The organism is Paenibacillus sp. W4I10, from assembly GCF_030816325.1.
Lineage (GTDB): Bacteria > Bacillota > Bacilli > Paenibacillales > Paenibacillaceae > Paenibacillus > Paenibacillus amylolyticus_B.
This window is the reverse complement of sequence record NZ_JAUSXX010000001.1, coordinates 2,573,351-2,589,609: the sequence shown is the minus strand read 5'-3', so window position 1 is coordinate 2,589,609 and position 16,259 is coordinate 2,573,351. Positions and strand designations below refer to the sequence as shown.

Annotated in this window: 17 protein-coding genes; 14 read left to right on the top strand and 3 right to left on the bottom strand. The window is 43.4% G+C overall.

Annotated elements, in window-relative coordinates:
- Window positions 1–25 precede the first annotated feature (25 nt).
- From QF049_RS11350 to QF049_RS11340, 3 genes are read left to right on the top strand one after another with little or no spacing between them, the layout of a single operon-like run.
- Complete coding sequence (locus QF049_RS11350; protein WP_307537476.1) at window positions 26–346, top strand: hypothetical protein; 321 nt, start codon at window positions 26–28, stop codon at window positions 344–346.
- A 37-nt stretch (window positions 347–383) separates the two neighbouring features.
- Entirely contained in the window at window positions 384–908 is a 525-nt protein-coding gene (locus QF049_RS11345; RefSeq protein ID WP_307537474.1) for a GNAT family N-acetyltransferase, read from the top strand.
- Window positions 909–956: 48 nt separating this feature from the next.
- On the top strand, window positions 957–1,232 hold the full coding sequence (locus QF049_RS11340) for a hypothetical protein (protein WP_307537472.1): 276 nt from the start codon (window positions 957–959) through the stop codon (window positions 1,230–1,232).
- A 129-nt stretch (window positions 1,233–1,361) separates the two neighbouring features.
- Here QF049_RS11340 and QF049_RS11335 read toward each other — a convergent pair whose 3' ends face one another.
- Genes QF049_RS11335 through QF049_RS11325 form a run of 3 tightly spaced genes read right to left on the bottom strand, consistent with a single transcriptional unit; the run spans window position 1,362 to window position 5,726 of the window.
- Window positions 1,362–2,327: a sugar ABC transporter substrate-binding protein gene (locus QF049_RS11335; protein WP_307537470.1), complete on the bottom strand. Its 966-nt coding sequence runs from the start codon at window positions 2,325–2,327 to the stop codon at window positions 1,362–1,364.
- Window positions 2,320–3,909, bottom strand: coding sequence for a response regulator (locus QF049_RS11330; RefSeq protein WP_307543208.1), 1,590 nt, complete (start codon window positions 3,907–3,909; stop codon window positions 2,320–2,322). The genes QF049_RS11335 and QF049_RS11330 overlap by 8 nt, the downstream gene beginning before the upstream one ends.
- 5 nt (window positions 3,910–3,914) lie before the next feature.
- Window positions 3,915–5,726: a cache domain-containing sensor histidine kinase gene (locus tag QF049_RS11325; RefSeq protein ID WP_307537468.1), complete on the bottom strand. Its 1,812-nt coding sequence runs from the start codon at window positions 5,724–5,726 to the stop codon at window positions 3,915–3,917.
- A 243-nt stretch (window positions 5,727–5,969) separates the two neighbouring features.
- On the opposite strand from QF049_RS11325, the gene QF049_RS11320 reads away from it, so the two are divergent.
- The 11 genes from QF049_RS11320 to QF049_RS11270 all read left to right on the top strand — a co-directional run bounded on the left by QF049_RS11320 (window position 5,970) and on the right by QF049_RS11270 (window position 16,038).
- Window positions 5,970–6,992 (top strand): ABC transporter substrate-binding protein, encoded by a 1,023-nt coding sequence (locus QF049_RS11320; protein ID WP_307537466.1) that lies wholly within the window; start codon window positions 5,970–5,972, stop codon window positions 6,990–6,992.
- Window positions 6,993–7,077: 85 nt separating this feature from the next.
- Entirely contained in the window at window positions 7,078–8,589 is a 1,512-nt protein-coding gene (locus QF049_RS11315) for a sugar ABC transporter ATP-binding protein (RefSeq protein ID WP_307537464.1), read from the top strand.
- A 4-nt stretch (window positions 8,590–8,593) separates the two neighbouring features.
- Complete coding sequence (locus QF049_RS11310) at window positions 8,594–9,637, top strand: ABC transporter permease (protein WP_307537462.1); 1,044 nt, start codon at window positions 8,594–8,596, stop codon at window positions 9,635–9,637.
- Window positions 9,627–10,601, top strand: a complete 975-nt coding sequence (gene yjfF, locus QF049_RS11305) for a galactofuranose ABC transporter, permease protein YjfF (protein ID WP_091017081.1) — start codon at window positions 9,627–9,629, stop codon at window positions 10,599–10,601. Before QF049_RS11310 ends, yjfF begins: the two co-directional genes overlap by 11 nt.
- Before the next feature lie 108 nt (window positions 10,602–10,709).
- Entirely contained in the window at window positions 10,710–11,762 is a 1,053-nt protein-coding gene (locus QF049_RS11300) for an ABC transporter substrate-binding protein (RefSeq protein ID WP_307537458.1), read from the top strand.
- Between the two features lie 220 nt (window positions 11,763–11,982).
- Window positions 11,983–13,047: a polysaccharide deacetylase family protein gene (locus QF049_RS11295; protein WP_307537456.1), complete on the top strand. Its 1,065-nt coding sequence runs from the start codon at window positions 11,983–11,985 to the stop codon at window positions 13,045–13,047.
- Window positions 13,048–13,238: 191 nt separating this feature from the next.
- Window positions 13,239–13,799, top strand: coding sequence for an AAA family ATPase (locus QF049_RS11290; RefSeq protein ID WP_307537454.1), 561 nt, complete (start codon window positions 13,239–13,241; stop codon window positions 13,797–13,799).
- Complete coding sequence (locus QF049_RS11285; protein ID WP_307543206.1) at window positions 13,789–14,274, top strand: GNAT family N-acetyltransferase; 486 nt, start codon at window positions 13,789–13,791, stop codon at window positions 14,272–14,274. Before QF049_RS11290 ends, QF049_RS11285 begins: the two co-directional genes overlap by 11 nt.
- A 12-nt stretch (window positions 14,275–14,286) precedes the next feature.
- Window positions 14,287–14,817, top strand: coding sequence for an AAA family ATPase (locus tag QF049_RS11280; RefSeq protein ID WP_307537452.1), 531 nt, complete (start codon window positions 14,287–14,289; stop codon window positions 14,815–14,817).
- Window positions 14,818–14,890: 73 nt separating this feature from the next.
- On the top strand, window positions 14,891–15,433 hold the full coding sequence (locus tag QF049_RS11275; protein WP_307537450.1) for a GNAT family N-acetyltransferase: 543 nt from the start codon (window positions 14,891–14,893) through the stop codon (window positions 15,431–15,433).
- Window positions 15,434–15,549: 116 nt separating this feature from the next.
- Complete coding sequence (locus tag QF049_RS11270; protein ID WP_307537448.1) at window positions 15,550–16,038, top strand: DUF2691 family protein; 489 nt, start codon at window positions 15,550–15,552, stop codon at window positions 16,036–16,038.
- Window positions 16,039–16,259: the final 221 nt, after the last annotated feature.

The following is a 16,259-nucleotide window of genomic DNA, read 5'->3' as shown; positions in this document are numbered from 1 at the left end:
GGATTGTAAAGGAGGTAGCTTTTCTTTGAAGCATGTACACATTATTTTCTCATTACTCTTTATCATGTTAGGAATTGTGATTATTACGATCTCGAAAATGATTGAAGAGGTGATTCCCAAGCTAGGGTATGCAGCATTCCAGTCAGCAGCAGCTGGAAGTTATACTCCGAGTGATTATCAAGTGAATTTTGCGCTGAATTATTGGATAGGCGCGATATGCGTTTTGGGTGGAGTTATCTGTTTATTAGCTAGAATGAATTGGGTTCAGAACTCCATCCGTGAAATGAATATAAGAAACAAAGCGTTTGATGAAACTCATCATGCCGACACAAGAGAACTGAAATAGACTATGATATGACATAAAAAAGAAAGGGCAGATCAATATGATTACATTCCAATACTTTGAACCGGAAGATTTTGATCAACTAATCGAATGGAGTGGAGATGAAGCGTTTCTGCTCCAGTGGGCTGGCCCGCAGTTCCATTATCCACTTTCCAGAGAACAGCTAGCAGATTATTTGCATGGTGCGAATGATAAGAACACTTCGAATAAGTTCATTTATAAAGTGCTGGATGAAACGACTCAGGAGATTGTGGGCCATATTGCTCTTGGCGGTATCGATCGCTATAATCGTTCAGGACGTATCGGTAAGGTGCTTCTTGGTAAGCCATATCAGGGTAAAGGCTATGGAAAGCAAATGATCGATGAGGCACTTCGAATTGGATTTGAAGAGGAGAAGTTACACCGGATCAGTCTGGGCGTATTTGATTTTAATGTCTCAGCCATCCGATGTTATGAAAAAGCGGGCTTTGTACAAGAAGGACTTATTCGTGATGCGAGAAGATACGAAGATACCTTCTGGAATCTAATCGAGATGAGCATATTAGAAAATGAATGGAAAAAATAGCTTCTCAAAAGGGATCATCATACTTGAGAGGAGGTTTACCCACTCGTCATGCTGAACATTCTGAAAAAGCTGACTTTTTGGTTTGTTATTTTCTCGCTAACCGTATGTTTTATTAATCTATCAGGGAACGATGATAAGAATATTCTGATTTACCTAACGAATCCTATAAATCCGTTGCTGAATGACTGGTTGACCAAAATAAATACAAATCCAGAGACGAACTCATTGTTCAGGCCGTTGATATACTTGTTCCATTTGATTTTTTGGGGCGGTGTGGGGTTCATCCTGGATCGGGTCATCATGAAGCTTAACCGTAAAGGTTAGATATGAACAACTCTCGGAAAAAGGTTATCTTTCTTGAGAAACACTTCGATGAACGGATGTAATAACAACGTGTACGATAATTTAAATGGGGATGTTCACCTGTCATCAGAATGACAGGAGGACATCCCCTTAATTAATTGCTTCCTGGTTTATTTCAAAGATCCCCGTATCAATGAATTCCTTCACAGGCACACCGTCGCTAGCGAGTAACAGGGTCTCCATCATTTTGGCACCCCAGACTCCTTCATTCTGCGAAATAACGGCAGACAATTGACCGTTGAGCAACCCGTTTTCACTGGTCGGGCTGTCACCGAACGCGATCAAATGCCGGTTAAGGCCTTTCGCTTTCCAGATCAGGGTAGAGGCAGAGACGGAAACAAAGTCGAGTCCGATAATCGCATTGAAGTGAGGGTGAGCTTGAATCATGTTCTCCATATCGGACATGGCGCGATCTTCATTCCCTTGATGATAACGAACCTCCAAGATTTCGATGTCTGTTTCACTGCGGATATAATCAATGAATCCATTAAGCCGCTGTTGTAAACCTTGCATCTCCTCCAAGCCATTCTCGACAAGAATCATACCTTGATTATGCAGGAGTCGTGTAGTTGTCATCGCGAACTGCTGGCCAGTGCGATAGTTATCGGCGCCCACATAAGCGATTCGATGACTGGATGGGACATCTGACTCAAATGTAATGACAGGAATACCCGCAGCTTGGGCTGCATCAATAACGGGTGTAAGTGCAGCAGCATCCACAGGAGAAATAGCTATCCCGTCCACATGCTGTTTGATCATATTCTCCATGATACGGATCTGTTGTTCGGTATTGGCTTCATCAGGTGCGTTTACAATTAACGTAATATTGTGTTTCCCTGCATACTCCGTTGCATCCTTCGTGATCATCTCATAGGTTGGATACGTCATTGGATAGATAATACCGAAAGTTTTGCTCGCTGCAGATTTCTCTACAGGTGAAGTCGCAGGAAGTGTTGCAGCCATCTGCTGTGGACGAATGTTTGCCGAACCGAATGAAATGATCATCGGGAACACAAGTATTAGTGTAAGTAAAAGTGCAAATCTGGCTTTATTCATACATTGGCTCTTTTCTCATATCTGATGGTCTGGTCTGCGATGCCTCGGTCCCTTGAGTTCGGTATTCTCTTGGTGTAAAACCTGTTGTTTTCTTGAATATATTAGAAAAATAGTGAGAGTCATTGTAACCAACTTTGTAAGCAACCTCAAAGGTTTTGTTGTTGGTTGTTTTCAGCAGCTCCTTGGCTTTGCCGATTCGAATCTGGGTTAGATACTCCGTTATCGTTTGACCGGTTTCCTGACTGAAAATCTTGCTAAGATGACTTGGACTGATTCTGACGTGTGCAGAGATCATCTTCAACGAGACCTGTTCGTTATTGTATTCACGAGATACATAAGCTTTCACCTGATCAATGACGTCACTGTATTTCCCGGAGCATGCTGCTCTTCTCTGCCATAACAGGTTAAGTAGGGAGCACAGATATTGAGTGCAATCTTCCCAGCACGTAATCTTCCGAATTGTCTGCTGTAAGGAAGTAATGTTCTCATCCGAATGGTCACTCATGCGGAACAACTGATTCGCGAGCCGAAACGACTCTAGCGTAAGATCATTCAACAAATAGAAGCCATACGAGGAGGACTTCCAGTCGAAGGACTGTAATGGAGCGGCAAACTCCTGCACAAAATGGTCACGCAGATTGGGGCTGCCGATTTTGAGGAATTCAAGAAAAGAATTCCTGTCGAGAAAAAGAGTCGTGTGCTCATCCGGGTTGATTTCACGTAGAGAAGCTCTGTTCTGAAGGGTGAGCCGGGTAATATATTTATCCTCCTCCGCTTCCAGATACGAGACATGGATTCCTTGCAGACGCTCCTGCTGACTGCCAATGCCCAGAATAATATTACATTTGAACGTATGTTCAAGTTCCATACGAACCTGCCCGCGAAGCTGCTCCAGATATACGGATATGCTGTCATCGGAGTGATACTTGAGCAGAAGCACCAACTCGGTTCGGCTTCGAATATAAGGAAGAAGTTCAACGTGGGGATCACGAGTTTCCTCCAGTATGGGAAGTAGCTTCTTCATCAGGGATTCCGGGTCCCGGGAATCATCTGTTAATCGAACGTCGATAATGACAATGGTATAATACCTGGCCGAGAGAGGAAGTGAGAGTTGTTTGGCTGATTCAATTGCATCGGTTGTACCGATGAGTCCTCCGCACAGATCGGCCAGCAGTTTCTCTTTGGTGATCGTCCGGTTTGTCATGCGTTGATGTTCTTCATCCATTTGTTTGCTGACCTTATGCAGCATTTGGATTAGCTCTGCTGCACTAATGGGCTTTAGACAGTACTCGGTCACCCCAAGTCGGATGGCCTCCTGGGCATAGCTGAATTCATCATGACCACTCATAATAATGATTTTGATGTCAGGTTGTTGAGTGCGAACGATGGAGGTCAGTTCCAATCCGTTCATAAATGGCATTTTGATATCTGTAATCAAAATATCCGGAGCCCACTCATGAATTAAAGGTAACGCAAGCTCGCCGTCGGGTGCATCCCCGCAGTAGTGAAAACCTTCCTTTTCCCAATCGATGCAGCTCCGTATATTCTCCCGAATTCCAATTTCGTCATCCACGATCATCACCTTTTTCAACGGTTAACCTCCTTGCTTTTGGGGATACGAATCATAAATGTGCTGCCTTCCATATACGTACTTTCCATTTCAACACCATAAGATGGTCCAAAATATAGTCGAATCCGGTGATGTACATTGAGCAGACCGAATCCGCCTTCCTGCTCGTCATCTTGGGGTGAACGGGAAGCGGCCGGCTTCTCCAGCTCTTCACGTAATTGTGCCAATCGATCCGCAGACATGCCAATTCCGTTGTCCTGTACGGTGAGAATGATGCTATTGTCCTCTACATATCCGTGTATGGATATCAGCCCTTGACCGCGTTTGTTCTTGATCCCATGATAGAGCGCGTTTTCAATCAGGGGCTGCAGCGTCATTTTCAAAATGGGATAATCCTGAAGCTCACGATCAACGCTGATCTCGTAGGTGAGAATATCGTGGTACCTCATCTGTTGAATAACCAAGTAACTCCGCGCATGTTCAAGCTCGGTTTGAATGGATACCCAGTCGAATCCTTTGTTCAGACTCAAACGAAAGAACTTCGAGAGGGCTTGCACAAGTTTGATTACATTTTCTTTTTTCTCTGCTTCAGCCATCCATAAAATAGACTCCAACGTGTTATACAGGAAATGAGGGTTGATTTGAGCTTGCAGCGTACGTAGTTCAGCTATTTTCACCTGTTCATTCTCCCGGATGCTCTTTTCGATTAGCATTTTGAGCTTATCCAGCATCACATTGAAGCTTTTGCCCAGATCAGCAATTTCGTCCGAGCCGTGTGGTGTGACTTTGGCTTCCAAGTAACCGTTTGCAGCTTTACGCATCTTGTTCATCAGAATTTGGATGGGAAGAATCAGTCGATTATTCAGGAAAAAATATAACGATATTGCAAAGAAGGCACTTAACAAAACCGTGATGATGATCAATTGGCGAATGCTATTGGCCTCTGCAATGATTTCCTGATAAGGAGCTACCCCGATCATTTTCCATCCGGTCTGTTTTGAGGTGCTGTATACAACAAACTGGGGCTTGGATCCTGCAGACAGAATAAAGCTGTCGTGCTGTAGATGTAAAGGGACCGATCGGATCTGATCCATCATGGTTATGGATGTCGTGGTGGCATCCGGCCTGAAGAGTGTATTTCCGTGTTGATCACTAATATAGAAAAAACCGGAATCCTTAATGGGGGTATTCGTCAAAAAATCATCAATGAACGAATCATTTAAATCAATTACTATGAACCCGATGACCTCATGTGTAATTCTCTCTTTGACCGTGGTTATAATTGAAAGCGCATTCTGTTTAGGGTAAGCAAACCCATCCAGCCTGTTATATTCGGCATAGGCTGCAGAATGAGGAATGCGCAGAATGGCATCCGGATACTGTATCAGATACTTGAAGTACGGGTTACGCAGCGGATTTCGTTCCAGCTTGAACACGCCTTTTCGTTCACTTATGCCTTTTCCATAAAAATTCACGAACGAGATATTAAGTACCTTGTCATACTTGTAGGTTTCCCGATAAAGATTGTATGTCTGAAGGATGGCTTTGGCTTCCGGGTAGGACTCCGATTGAGAATACAGATATTGAAGCACTTGCGGGTTCTTGCCCAGTTCGAGCAGCCGTTCCGTATCCTCAAACAAGATGTCAATGTTCCTGGCAAGCTGGTCGGCAACCAGTTGTGTCGAGGCCTTGTTATGATTGGATACGACCGTATAGGATTTGTGGTAAGAAATCAATCCAACCACGATCAGTGGTACTGAACTGAGGATGATAAACATGCTGAGTAATTTAAGCCTGAGGCTTGAAGCAATCCATTGAATGAGTTTCAACGTATTCCACTCCATCTGAAGGGATCAAAAATGTATCATTAGTATAACATGATTTTCTAATATGTAAGAGAATCGCTAAATACTACACAATAAAACAAAAAAATTACACTTTTTAAACTCCATTTTTTGAAATTACTAAATTATTACATAAATAAAGTATGAGACTCCATATAAGCTCGGAATGAAAGCGTTCTATAATGTGGTCACACCACAAGGTGAAACGAAAAAAGGGAGGATCACAACATGCGAACCAAAAAAAAGTGGGGACTTGCCATAACATTGGCTATGGTGATGCTGGTCAGCACGGCATGTAGCAGTACCAATGGAGGAGCAGGCTCCGATAATGAAACTTCAACAAATGGCAATGGGGGTACACCTGCCAGCGCCAAAACAATTACGCTTGGTTTTTCGCAGGTTGGTGCGGAGAGTGGCTGGCGTTCGGCGAATACCAAATCGATTCAGGATTCAGCCAAAGAAGCGGGTTATGACTTGAAATTCTCCGATGCGCAGCAGAAGCAGGAAAATCAAATTAAAGCTTTGCGATCCTTCATACAACAGAAGGTGACGGTGATTGCTTTTTCCCCTGTTGTAGAATCCGGTTGGGATACCGTATTAAAGGAAGCGAAGGATGCAGGCATTCCCGTGATTTTGACGGACCGTGCTGTGGATTCCCCGGATAAAACCCTCTACAAAACCTTTATTGGCTCCGACTTTGTAGAAGAAGGACGCAAAGCAGGTCAGTGGCTTAGTGACCAATACAAGGACACACAAGACGAGATCAACATTGTTGAGTTGCAGGGTACAACAGGCTCCGCACCAGCGAATGACCGTCAAGAGGGCTTTATGGAATTGATTGCTTCCAATTCGAAGCTTAAAGTGATTGCTTCACAATCGGGTGACTTTACACGTGCCAAAGGCAAAGAAGTCATGCAAGCTTTCCTCAAAGCACATAAAAAAATAGATGTTCTCTATGCACATAATGACGATATGGCACTTGGTGCAATTCAGGCCATTGAAGCGGCAGGATTGAAACCAGGCGTAGATATTACCATTATCTCTGTGGATGCCGTGAAGGATGGGATGCAGGCTGCTGCTGATGGCAAAATCAACTTTATCGTTGAATGTAATCCGTTGTTAGGACCTCAATTAATGGAAGCGGTTCAATCGGTAGTAGACGGGAAAGACATCGAACCCCGAATCGTTACGGATGAGACGACCTTCACATCGGAGCAAGCCAAAGAAGCATTGCCAACACGCGAATATTAAAAGCAGATTCGTATAACACCGAAAAGTCATTTTTCGACCAGGCTGTCGCTAAATGACTTTTTTCCATAACAAAGGAGAGGGTTATATGGCCGAGCAAGCACCCATTTTGCAAATGACAGGCATCACCAAACAATTTCCCGGGGTTAAAGCGCTGTCCAGCGTCAGCTTTCGCTTGTTTCCGGGCGAGATTCATGCCTTGATGGGTGAGAACGGAGCGGGGAAGTCGACGCTTATTAAAGTTCTGACCGGCGTTTATTCCATTGATGAAGGAACGGTAAGCATGGATAACCGGGATCTTTCGATCTCCGGTCCGCTTGAAGCGCAAAAGGCGGGAATCAGTACCGTTTACCAAGAGGTCAATCTCTGTCCCAACTTAACGGTTGCTGAGAATATTTTCATCGGGCGGGAACCGATGCGATTTGGCAAAATCAATTGGAAGCAAATGAACAAAGATGCGGAGAACCTTCTGCGAGACAGATTACATCTGTCCATCGACGTTAAGGCTCCTTTACAGACCTACTCGGTCGCGATGCAACAACTGATTGCAATTGCAAGAGCACTCAGCATCTCGGCAAAAGTGCTCATATTGGATGAACCCACATCCAGTCTGGACAAAAACGAGGTTCAGCAACTGTTTCGTATTATGCACAAATTAAAGAGTGAAGGTCTCGCAATTCTTTTTGTTACTCATTTTCTTGATCAGGTATACGAAATGTCGGATCGTCTAACGGTGCTCCGTAACGGGGAATTGGAAGGAGAGTACATAGCCGCAGAACTTCCACGCATGGAACTGGTTCTCAAGATGATCGGCAAGGAGCTCGAGGTGCTTGAGGAACTTCCGAAGGAAGCGGATGCTGCCCAGGCGGAGTCGGGAGAACTGTTAATTACCGCTAAGGCACTTGGACGCAAAGGAGCAATTGAGCCTTTTGATCTGGACATTCGCAAGGGAGAAGTCGTGGGCTTGGCTGGGTTATTGGGGTCTGGTCGTACCGAGATCGCTCGCCTTTTCTTTGGTGCAGATCGTTCAGATGTAGGCAAGCTGCTCGTTGTAGATACAGGAAGTACGGTCAAGTCGCCGCGTCATGCAATTGATCAGAATATTGCTTTTTGCTCCGAGAACCGTAAAACCGAAGGCATAATTGATGATTTGACCATTCGGGAGAACATTATTCTGGCTTTACAAGCGACACGAGGTTGGTCCAAACCAATCTCACGCAAGAAACAGGATGAGATCGCCGAAAAGTACATCAACCTGTTAAATATCCATCCGAAAAACCCGGAGCATTTAATTAAAAATCTGAGCGGCGGTAATCAGCAAAAGGTGTTGCTTGCACGGTGGCTGCTGATGAACCCCGATCTGTTGATTCTCGATGAACCTACGCGTGGAATTGATATCGGTGCAAAGACTGAGATACAGAAGCTGGTGCTCTCTCTGTCGAAGCAGGGCATGGCCGTGCTGTTCATTTCGTCCGAGCTGGAAGAAGTGATTCGTGTCAGCCACCGGATTGCCGTAATCCGGGACCGCAAAAAAGTGAAAGAACTTAGCGGGGATCAGATCCATCAACAGCAAATCATGAAAGCAATGGCAGGAGGTTAAAGAGATGGCGGGCAAGATGCGTAAACATCATTTGTTTTGGCCGTTATGTATGCTTGGTTTACTTTTAATCTTTAATTTGCTGTACTCTCCGGATTTCTTCTCCCTCGTCATGCGTGAAGGGAATCTGTATGGCAGCTTGATTGACATTCTCAATTTTGGAGCGCCTTTGATTCTGGTATCCATCGGCATGACACTGGTGATTGCGACGGGAGGTATCGATTTGTCCGTGGGCTCCATTGTAGCAATCTCCGGTGCCGTGGCTTGTATGAGCATCAGCAGAGGAGTAGATCAGAGTTCCTTCGGGCTTGTGTTTGGTGCACTTGGATTATCTATAGGTCTCTCACTGATCTTGGGCATATGGAACGGGGCGCTGGTTTCGGTTGCCCGGATCCAGCCCATTATTGCAACGCTTATACTGATGGTAGCCGGACGTGGGATTGCGCAATTGATTACGAGTGGACAGATTATTACCGTATCCAATGCCAACTACGCTTATATCGGGGCAGGTTCGCTCGCAGCATTGCCTTTTTCCATCTTCATCGTATTAACTGTGCTACTTATTGCCTCACTGTTAACGAGAAAAACGGCACTGGGACTGTTTATCGAATCGGTTGGAAGTAACGCAAACGCGAGCCAACTGGCAGGCATTCGTTCCAAAACGGTTATTCTCACGGTATATGTCTTCTGTGGACTGTGTGCCGGCATTGCCGGGCTTATTCTCAGTTCAAATGTATCCAGTGCGGATGGAAATAACGCAGGTCTGTGGTATGAACTCGATGCCATTCTTGCTGTAGTCATCGGGGGTACTTCGCTCAATGGTGGTCGTTTCTATCTAATGGGTACCGTCGTTGGAGCACTCATTATCCAAACCTTAACAACGACGATCTATATGATTGGAGTCCCGCCAGAAGTTACACTGGTTGTCAAAGCCTTTGTTGTACTGGCCGTTTGTTTAATTCAATCCGATTCATTCCGCAATTCCATGGTGATCCGTTGGAAAAAACGGAAGTTTCCAGCCGAACAGGGGGTTAACCGCCATGTTTCTTAATCGTAAGTATCTCCCGGTCCTTGTCACCTTCGGTTTGCTGGCCGTGATGTTTGCTATAGGCTCTTTCCGGTATACAGGGTTCTTTTCCACACAGGTACTACTTAATCTTCTCATTGATAACGCATTTCTGATTATCACGGCGATTGGCATGACTTTTGTGATTGTATCGGGAGGAATCGACCTGTCGGTAGGTTCTGTCATTGCGCTGACGACCATCATTAGCGCAAGTCTGGTCGAGAAGCAAGGGTGGTCGCCTGCGATCGTTATACCGATGGTGCTTGTCATGGGTGCGCTCTTTGGCACAGTCATGGGGGCGATCATCCACTATTTTAAAATTCAGCCTTTCATCGTGACACTGGCAGGCATGTTTTTGGCGCGGGGACTGTGTTATGTCATTAGTCTCGACACCATTACCATTACAAATCCATTTTACACACAGGTTGCGCAGGCGAAAATTTCCCTGCCAGGGGGCAGCTTTGTCTCCATTAATGTGATTATTGCTCTGGTCATTGTACTGCTCGCGATCTACCTGGCACATTACACCCGGTTCGGGCGCAACGTTTACGCCATCGGCGGAAGCGAGCAATCCGCGCTGCTGATGGGACTGCCGGTTGCACGTACCAAAATCCTGGTGTACACGTTCAGCGGTTTGTGCTCCGCGCTTGCCGGTGTTGTCTTCACCTTTTACATGTTATCCGGTTATGGATTACACGCCATGGGTCTTGAACTCGATACCATCGCGGCTGTTGTGATCGGAGGCACCTTGTTAACAGGTGGTGTAGGGTATGTGGCGGGAACCTTTATTGGTGTATTGATCCAGGGGGCTATCCAAACTATAATTAGCTTCGAAGGCACGCTAAGCTCATGGTGGACCAAGATTGTGATTGGCCTGATGCTGTTTGTTTTTATTTTGTTCCAGCGACTTCTTAGCGGGCGTCGAGTATCCTCGAAATCACTGCATTAAGTTGATCGAATGAAATGATATTGAATAAGGATACCGACACAACGATATAACAATATGCGCTCTGCATTGGTTAATGCTGAGCGTAACATGGAGATGGGGGATGCGTGAGTGAGAAGACATGTGAACGGGTTGTGTTTGTTCATTCTATTGCTGCTTGTCGGCTGCACAACCCCTGAGTCTGAATCTGTTCCTCCTCCCATCTCGTCTAACAACTTGGAAACTCTTCCCTCTGTTGAGGAATGGATGGAATCAGCGGTAGCAAGGGATACCTCTACCAAACCGATTGTCTTGGGTTTTTCACAACTGGGCAGAGAGAGTGCCTGGCGTCTGGCAAACTCCACGTCTATTCGAAACGCTGCGGCTGAATCGGGAATCTCCCTTGTAATAAAAAATGCAGAACAGTCTCAGACGAAACAGTTCGAGGCTGTTCGGTCGTTCATCAGGCAAAAGGTGGATGTCATTGCCATTGCACCGGTCGTTGAATCGGGCTGGGATGGTATTCTTCAGGAGGCCAGGGATGCAGGTATACCTGTGATCATCGTAGACCGGTCAGTTGATGTCAAAGACACTTCACTTTTTGTGACAACGATTGGATCGGACTTTTATGAGGAAGGTGTGAAGGCTGGGAAGTACATTCAGGATCGGATGCGAAATCATCCGGGTTTGATACGGATTGCCGAACTGGAAGGCACGAGTGGTTCTACACCCTCTATCCAGCGTGGCGAGGGCTTTAGAAGCATTTTCGAAACCAGAGCAGATATCATCTTCTCACAAAGTGCTCCTGCCGATTTTACGGAGGACAACGGCAAACAAGTGATGAAAGAATTCCTTCAGGTCCCGGAAGACGAACGGCCGCAGGTTCTTTTTGCCCATAATGATGAAATGGCTTTTGGCGCCATACAAGCGATTGAAGAAGCTGGGTTGAAGCCGGGAGAGGACATTATCATTGTTTCGGTGGACGGCTCCCGCAAAGCACTTGAAATTCTAGCCAGTGGGAAAATCAACGCTGTTGTGGAATGTAACCCGCTGCTTGGTCCTCAGCTTATGCAGGCTACAAAAGAAATTATTGCAGGGCGTACACTCCCGAAGCGCATGGCACCCCCGGAGGACATTTTTACACAGGAGAGTGCTAGACGGGAGATGTACAACAGGCGATTCTAGAACATGCAAAAAAATAGAACTTTTTGGATAAAATTCAATTTACTTTAAATAAACTTATCGTTTATACTAAACTCACCTTGAACTAAAGTTCTTTTCTATGAGAAAAGACGTAGCGGTTTACATACTTTTGAAAGCGCTTTTTTTCGAGGGATGAAAATCCGATAAAGAGAGGGAGTGTAGAAGGTATTATGCTGTGAATATATTACGAGGAGGTAATGTTATGTTCAAAGTAAAGCTGGCAAAGGCGGTAATATCTCTCGCACTTTTCGGTACCTTGTTTTCTATTCCGGCGGTGCCCGATGCTCGTGCTGCAGATGCAAGTTGTCCGAATGGTTATGTAGGTCTGACGTTTGATGATGGCCCATCTGGAAATACAACAAACATGCTTAACGCGTTGAAGCAGGCCGGTTTACGGGCAACGATGTTCAATGTTGGACAAAATGCACAAAATAATCAATCTCTGGTTACTGCACAAGTAGCAGCTGGTATGTGGATTGGAAACCATTCCTATACACATCCGAATATGACTACATTAAACAGCTCTCAGATGTCGTCAGAGATTACTCGGACACAGCAAACGATCCAGTCCATTACCGGAAGTTCACCTAAACTGTTCAGACCTCCTTACGGTGCGACAAATGCGACCTTGAAATCCGTTGTGAGCCAAAATGGCCTGAAGGAAGTACTCTGGAACGTAGATTCCCAAGACTGGAATGGTGCCAGCGCAGCCCAGATCGTGGCAGCTGTGAATACGATGAAAAGTGGTGACGTCATTCTAATGCATGATCAGTACCAGACGACACTTCAAGCCATTCCACAGATTGCACAAAATCTGAAGAATCGTGGCCTTTGCTCCGGCATGATCTCACCGACGACAGGTCGGGCAGTCGCTCCTGATGACGGCACCACCAATCCCCCAGGTACTTCAACAAAAGTGGAAGCTGAGAACATGACCAAAGGTGGACAATACACCGGCAATATCAGTTCTCCTTTCAATGGTGTGGTCCTTTATGCCAACAATGATTTGGTTAAATACACTCAGAATTTTGCAATGAGCACTCATAATTTTTCACTTCGCGGAGCTTCAAACAATGCCAACATGGCTAGAGTTGATTTGAAGATTGGCGGACAGACCAAGGGGACCTTTTACTTCGGGGGAAACAACCCTGCGGTGTATACGCTTAATAATGTTACTCATGGCACAGGAAACCAAGAGATTCAGCTGGTTGTAACCGCAGATGACGGGACATGGGATATATACATCGATTACTTGGAAATACATTAACAAGCTTAGGGCTGATTGAAAAATAATGCACTATGATGAAATCCCGTTGGGTTGACCCAATGGGATTTCATCATGTTTTTGGCCATTTTGTAACACAAAAGTGGAAGGAAAACATTTATAATGGATGAAATTGTATGTGAAGAATCTGGTTTCTATTGAAAAATTTCATTGAATAGAAGTGGAGTGATCAAATGATCATTATGATTAACGGAGCGTTTGGTTCGGGAAAAACTTCTGCAGCAGAAGCACTTCAGCCCTTAATTCCTAACAGCATGATCTACGATCCTGAAGAAATAGGTTATATGCTGAGAAAACTTCTTCCAGAGAATTGTAGAGAGGAAAGGGAATGTACGGATGATTTTCAAGATATCGATCTGTGGAAAATTCTAACCGTAAAGACGGCTACAGAAGTAAAGCAGAAATACAACAAACACTTAATTGTCCCCATGACCATCTATAAAGAGGAAAACTTTAATTACATCTATAATGGGTTGAAAGAGATCGATCAGGACATTTATCATTTTTGCTTAACGGCTACAGAAGGGACGATTTATCATCGTTTGGCTAAACGCGGAGATGAATTTGGAGGCTGGCAGTATCAACAAGCACCTAAGTGTGTTGAAGCATTCAAGGATGAAAAATTTCAAACTCGCATTATTACCGATCATCTGGAGACCCGTGAAATCATCGAAATTATTTTGAAGAAAATGAACAGAAGAGGATGGAACCTAATTGACGACTGTGACTTTTGAAGAGGTAACCGAACAGCACCTCCCTGAAATTAGAGAGATTTATAACTATTATGTAATGAATACAACGATTTCGTTTCATACGGAGGAATTAGATCTTGATCAGATTAAATCCTCTGTGATGAACAAGGATACACGGTATAAAACTTACGTAATTTTTGAAAACAATCAAATGATGGGTTATGTTCTGATCACCCAGTATAAGAGTAAACAGGCATATGACATTTGCGGTGAAGTCACCATATATTTAAAGCCCGATATTTTGGGAAAAGGCTTGGGGAAACAAGCACTACGTTTTATTGAGAAGATTGCAAAAGAACAAGAATTCCATACCTTAATTGCGACGATTTGCATGGAGAATACAAGAAGTAAAACATTATTTGAGAGAAATGGTTACGAACAATGTGCTCTGTTTAAAGAGATTGGATATAAATTCGATAGAAAGCTGGATATTGGAAGTTTCCAAAAGATATTGTAAGGAGAATTCAGAATGAGTAAAAACCTATATATTATATCTGGCCCCCCTGGAGTAGGGAAATCTACAACTTCCAAGCTGTTAGTTCAGACTTTAGAGAAAAGTGCATACATCTCTGGAGATGCGGTTAGTCACTTTCCGGTTAAAGGGCGAGGTAAACCCTGGCTTGATAAGGATACAAACGACTTAACTTGGAAAAATATATCTAGTCTGGTGAAAAACTTATTGGATTATAACTACGATGTAGTTTTGGATTATGTGGCCTTTCCAGAAGATATTAAAGGATTAATAGCAGAATTGACAGACTATCATGTTCGCATAATCTATGTTGTATTAATGGTTGATCGTCAAACCATTATTCGTAGAGACCGTCTAAGAGCAGAAGAATATCAAATGAAAGAAAGAAGTATAATTCTGCTGGATGAGTTTGAAAATCATCTGGATTTGAGAGAAGATAACAAGCTGTATACTAATCATTTTACGGAAGAACAACTACCTGAAATAGTGAGTGAAATTATAAATAATGAGAAATATCGATTGAAGTAATTACTTTGTTACTATGCTACGAATTGTAAAAATGCAAGAGAGTTGAATAACCAATTCGTTGGGGGGATTATCGATGTCTCGTATTTATGGAGAAAGAATTGTGTTAAGAGAATACCAGGATTCTGATGTGGATTACATCAAACAATGGGTGAACGACCCAGAGATCACAGGGACATTATCAGATAATTTTTTGTATCCTCATTCGAGTTATGAGACGGAAGTCTTTTTCAGGACGATGGTTGAAGGCAAGTCTTCAAATAAAAGTTTTATTATTGGGTTAAAGGATTCGCTAGATTATATAGGTCAGATCGATCTGTACAAAATTGATTATAAAAACCGCTTTGCATGTTTAGCAATTGTAATAGGGAGAAAAGAATTTTTAGTTAAAGGTTATGGGAGTGAAGCAATCCGTGCACTACAGAAGTTTGTCTTCGAAGAGCTGAATTTAAACAGATTAGAACTTGAAGTGTACGAGTATAATGAGATTGCTTACAAATGTTATTTAAAATGTGGCTTTAAAGAAGAAGGAAGATACCGAAAGAAGATATATAAAAAGGGGAAATACTGGGATAGTGTTTGCATGAGTATCTTAAAAACTGAATATGAGCAGTTATAGTCTCAAGAGGCATAAAATTGGAATGTCAATATCAATAGCTTTGTGCAGTTGTATTCTTTATTAATTTCGATTACGTTTGTAATCCAAAAATCAAAAGATTAATGTACTAATTATATATGCGTAAAAAGGGTGAGCAGATGAACAGAGGAATACGTTTTGAAATACCAAATACCTATGGCCGCTTTCTTGGGGAGATTTTAAAACCAATGGAGGTATATAATTTCGATTGGTTTATTGGTGGAGAAGAATCCTATTTTATTGAGGGTGATACGCTAGGGAATGATCTTTTTCCGGATATGATTATTGGTATGAGTGGAGATGAATTACAGAAACTTATTGATACCAACGAGTATTATTTAATATTCGCGAATTTAAAAGCATTTCCAAAAGGCACACAAATAACAGATGTAATCACCTATGAAGATTATATGTTGAGTGACTGTCAGATGGTTCTTCTTGTGATCGATAGTATCTACGTCACGGTTTATTGTAAAGATCTAGAAAAAGTCGAGAAATTATATAATCATATAAATAGACAGGGATTTGAATCTCTCGAATATTTAACGGATGAGAATGATACGAGGACAGAACTATCGGTCTGGTGATAAAGGAGCTTGGGATTAACTGTTAAGGTTTGATAGACCATCCCATGCTTTCGCAGTACACGTAAGCGATTGGAATATTTGGTTTTGAAGCAACTGTATAAAGTAGAGAACAATATTATCATCACATACGTTGATATGCATTAACATAGCGTTGCGTCCTGAAAGGTGAGCAAACGCTAACGAATTTGAAACGTCTTATTCGGGGATTTGAAACGCCCTCC

What these genes read in the sequence shown, in the direction of transcription:
- QF049_RS11310 (WP_307537462.1), top strand. Translation starts at nt 8,594, where the DNA reads ATGGCGGGCAAGATGCGTAAACATCATTTGTTTTGGCCGTTATGTATG.
- QF049_RS11320 (WP_307537466.1), top strand. Translation starts at nt 5,970, where the DNA reads ATGCGAACCAAAAAAAAGTGGGGACTTGCCATAACATTGGCTATGGTG.
- QF049_RS11335 (WP_307537470.1), bottom strand. Translation starts at nt 2,327, where the DNA reads ATGAATAAAGCCAGATTTGCACTTTTACTTACACTAATACTTGTGTTC.
- QF049_RS11340 (WP_307537472.1), top strand. Translation starts at nt 957, where the DNA reads ATGCTGAACATTCTGAAAAAGCTGACTTTTTGGTTTGTTATTTTCTCG.
- QF049_RS11275 (WP_307537450.1), top strand. Translation starts at nt 14,891, where the DNA reads ATGTCTCGTATTTATGGAGAAAGAATTGTGTTAAGAGAATACCAGGAT.
- QF049_RS11290 (WP_307537454.1), top strand. Translation starts at nt 13,239, where the DNA reads ATGATCATTATGATTAACGGAGCGTTTGGTTCGGGAAAAACTTCTGCA.
- QF049_RS11270 (WP_307537448.1), top strand. Translation starts at nt 15,550, where the DNA reads ATGCGTAAAAAGGGTGAGCAGATGAACAGAGGAATACGTTTTGAAATA.
- QF049_RS11295 (WP_307537456.1), top strand. Translation starts at nt 11,983, where the DNA reads ATGTTCAAAGTAAAGCTGGCAAAGGCGGTAATATCTCTCGCACTTTTC.
- QF049_RS11315 (WP_307537464.1), top strand. Translation starts at nt 7,078, where the DNA reads ATGGCCGAGCAAGCACCCATTTTGCAAATGACAGGCATCACCAAACAA.
- QF049_RS11280 (WP_307537452.1), top strand. Translation starts at nt 14,287, where the DNA reads ATGAGTAAAAACCTATATATTATATCTGGCCCCCCTGGAGTAGGGAAA.
- QF049_RS11345 (WP_307537474.1), top strand. Translation starts at nt 384, where the DNA reads ATGATTACATTCCAATACTTTGAACCGGAAGATTTTGATCAACTAATC.
- yjfF (WP_091017081.1), top strand. Translation starts at nt 9,627, where the DNA reads ATGTTTCTTAATCGTAAGTATCTCCCGGTCCTTGTCACCTTCGGTTTG.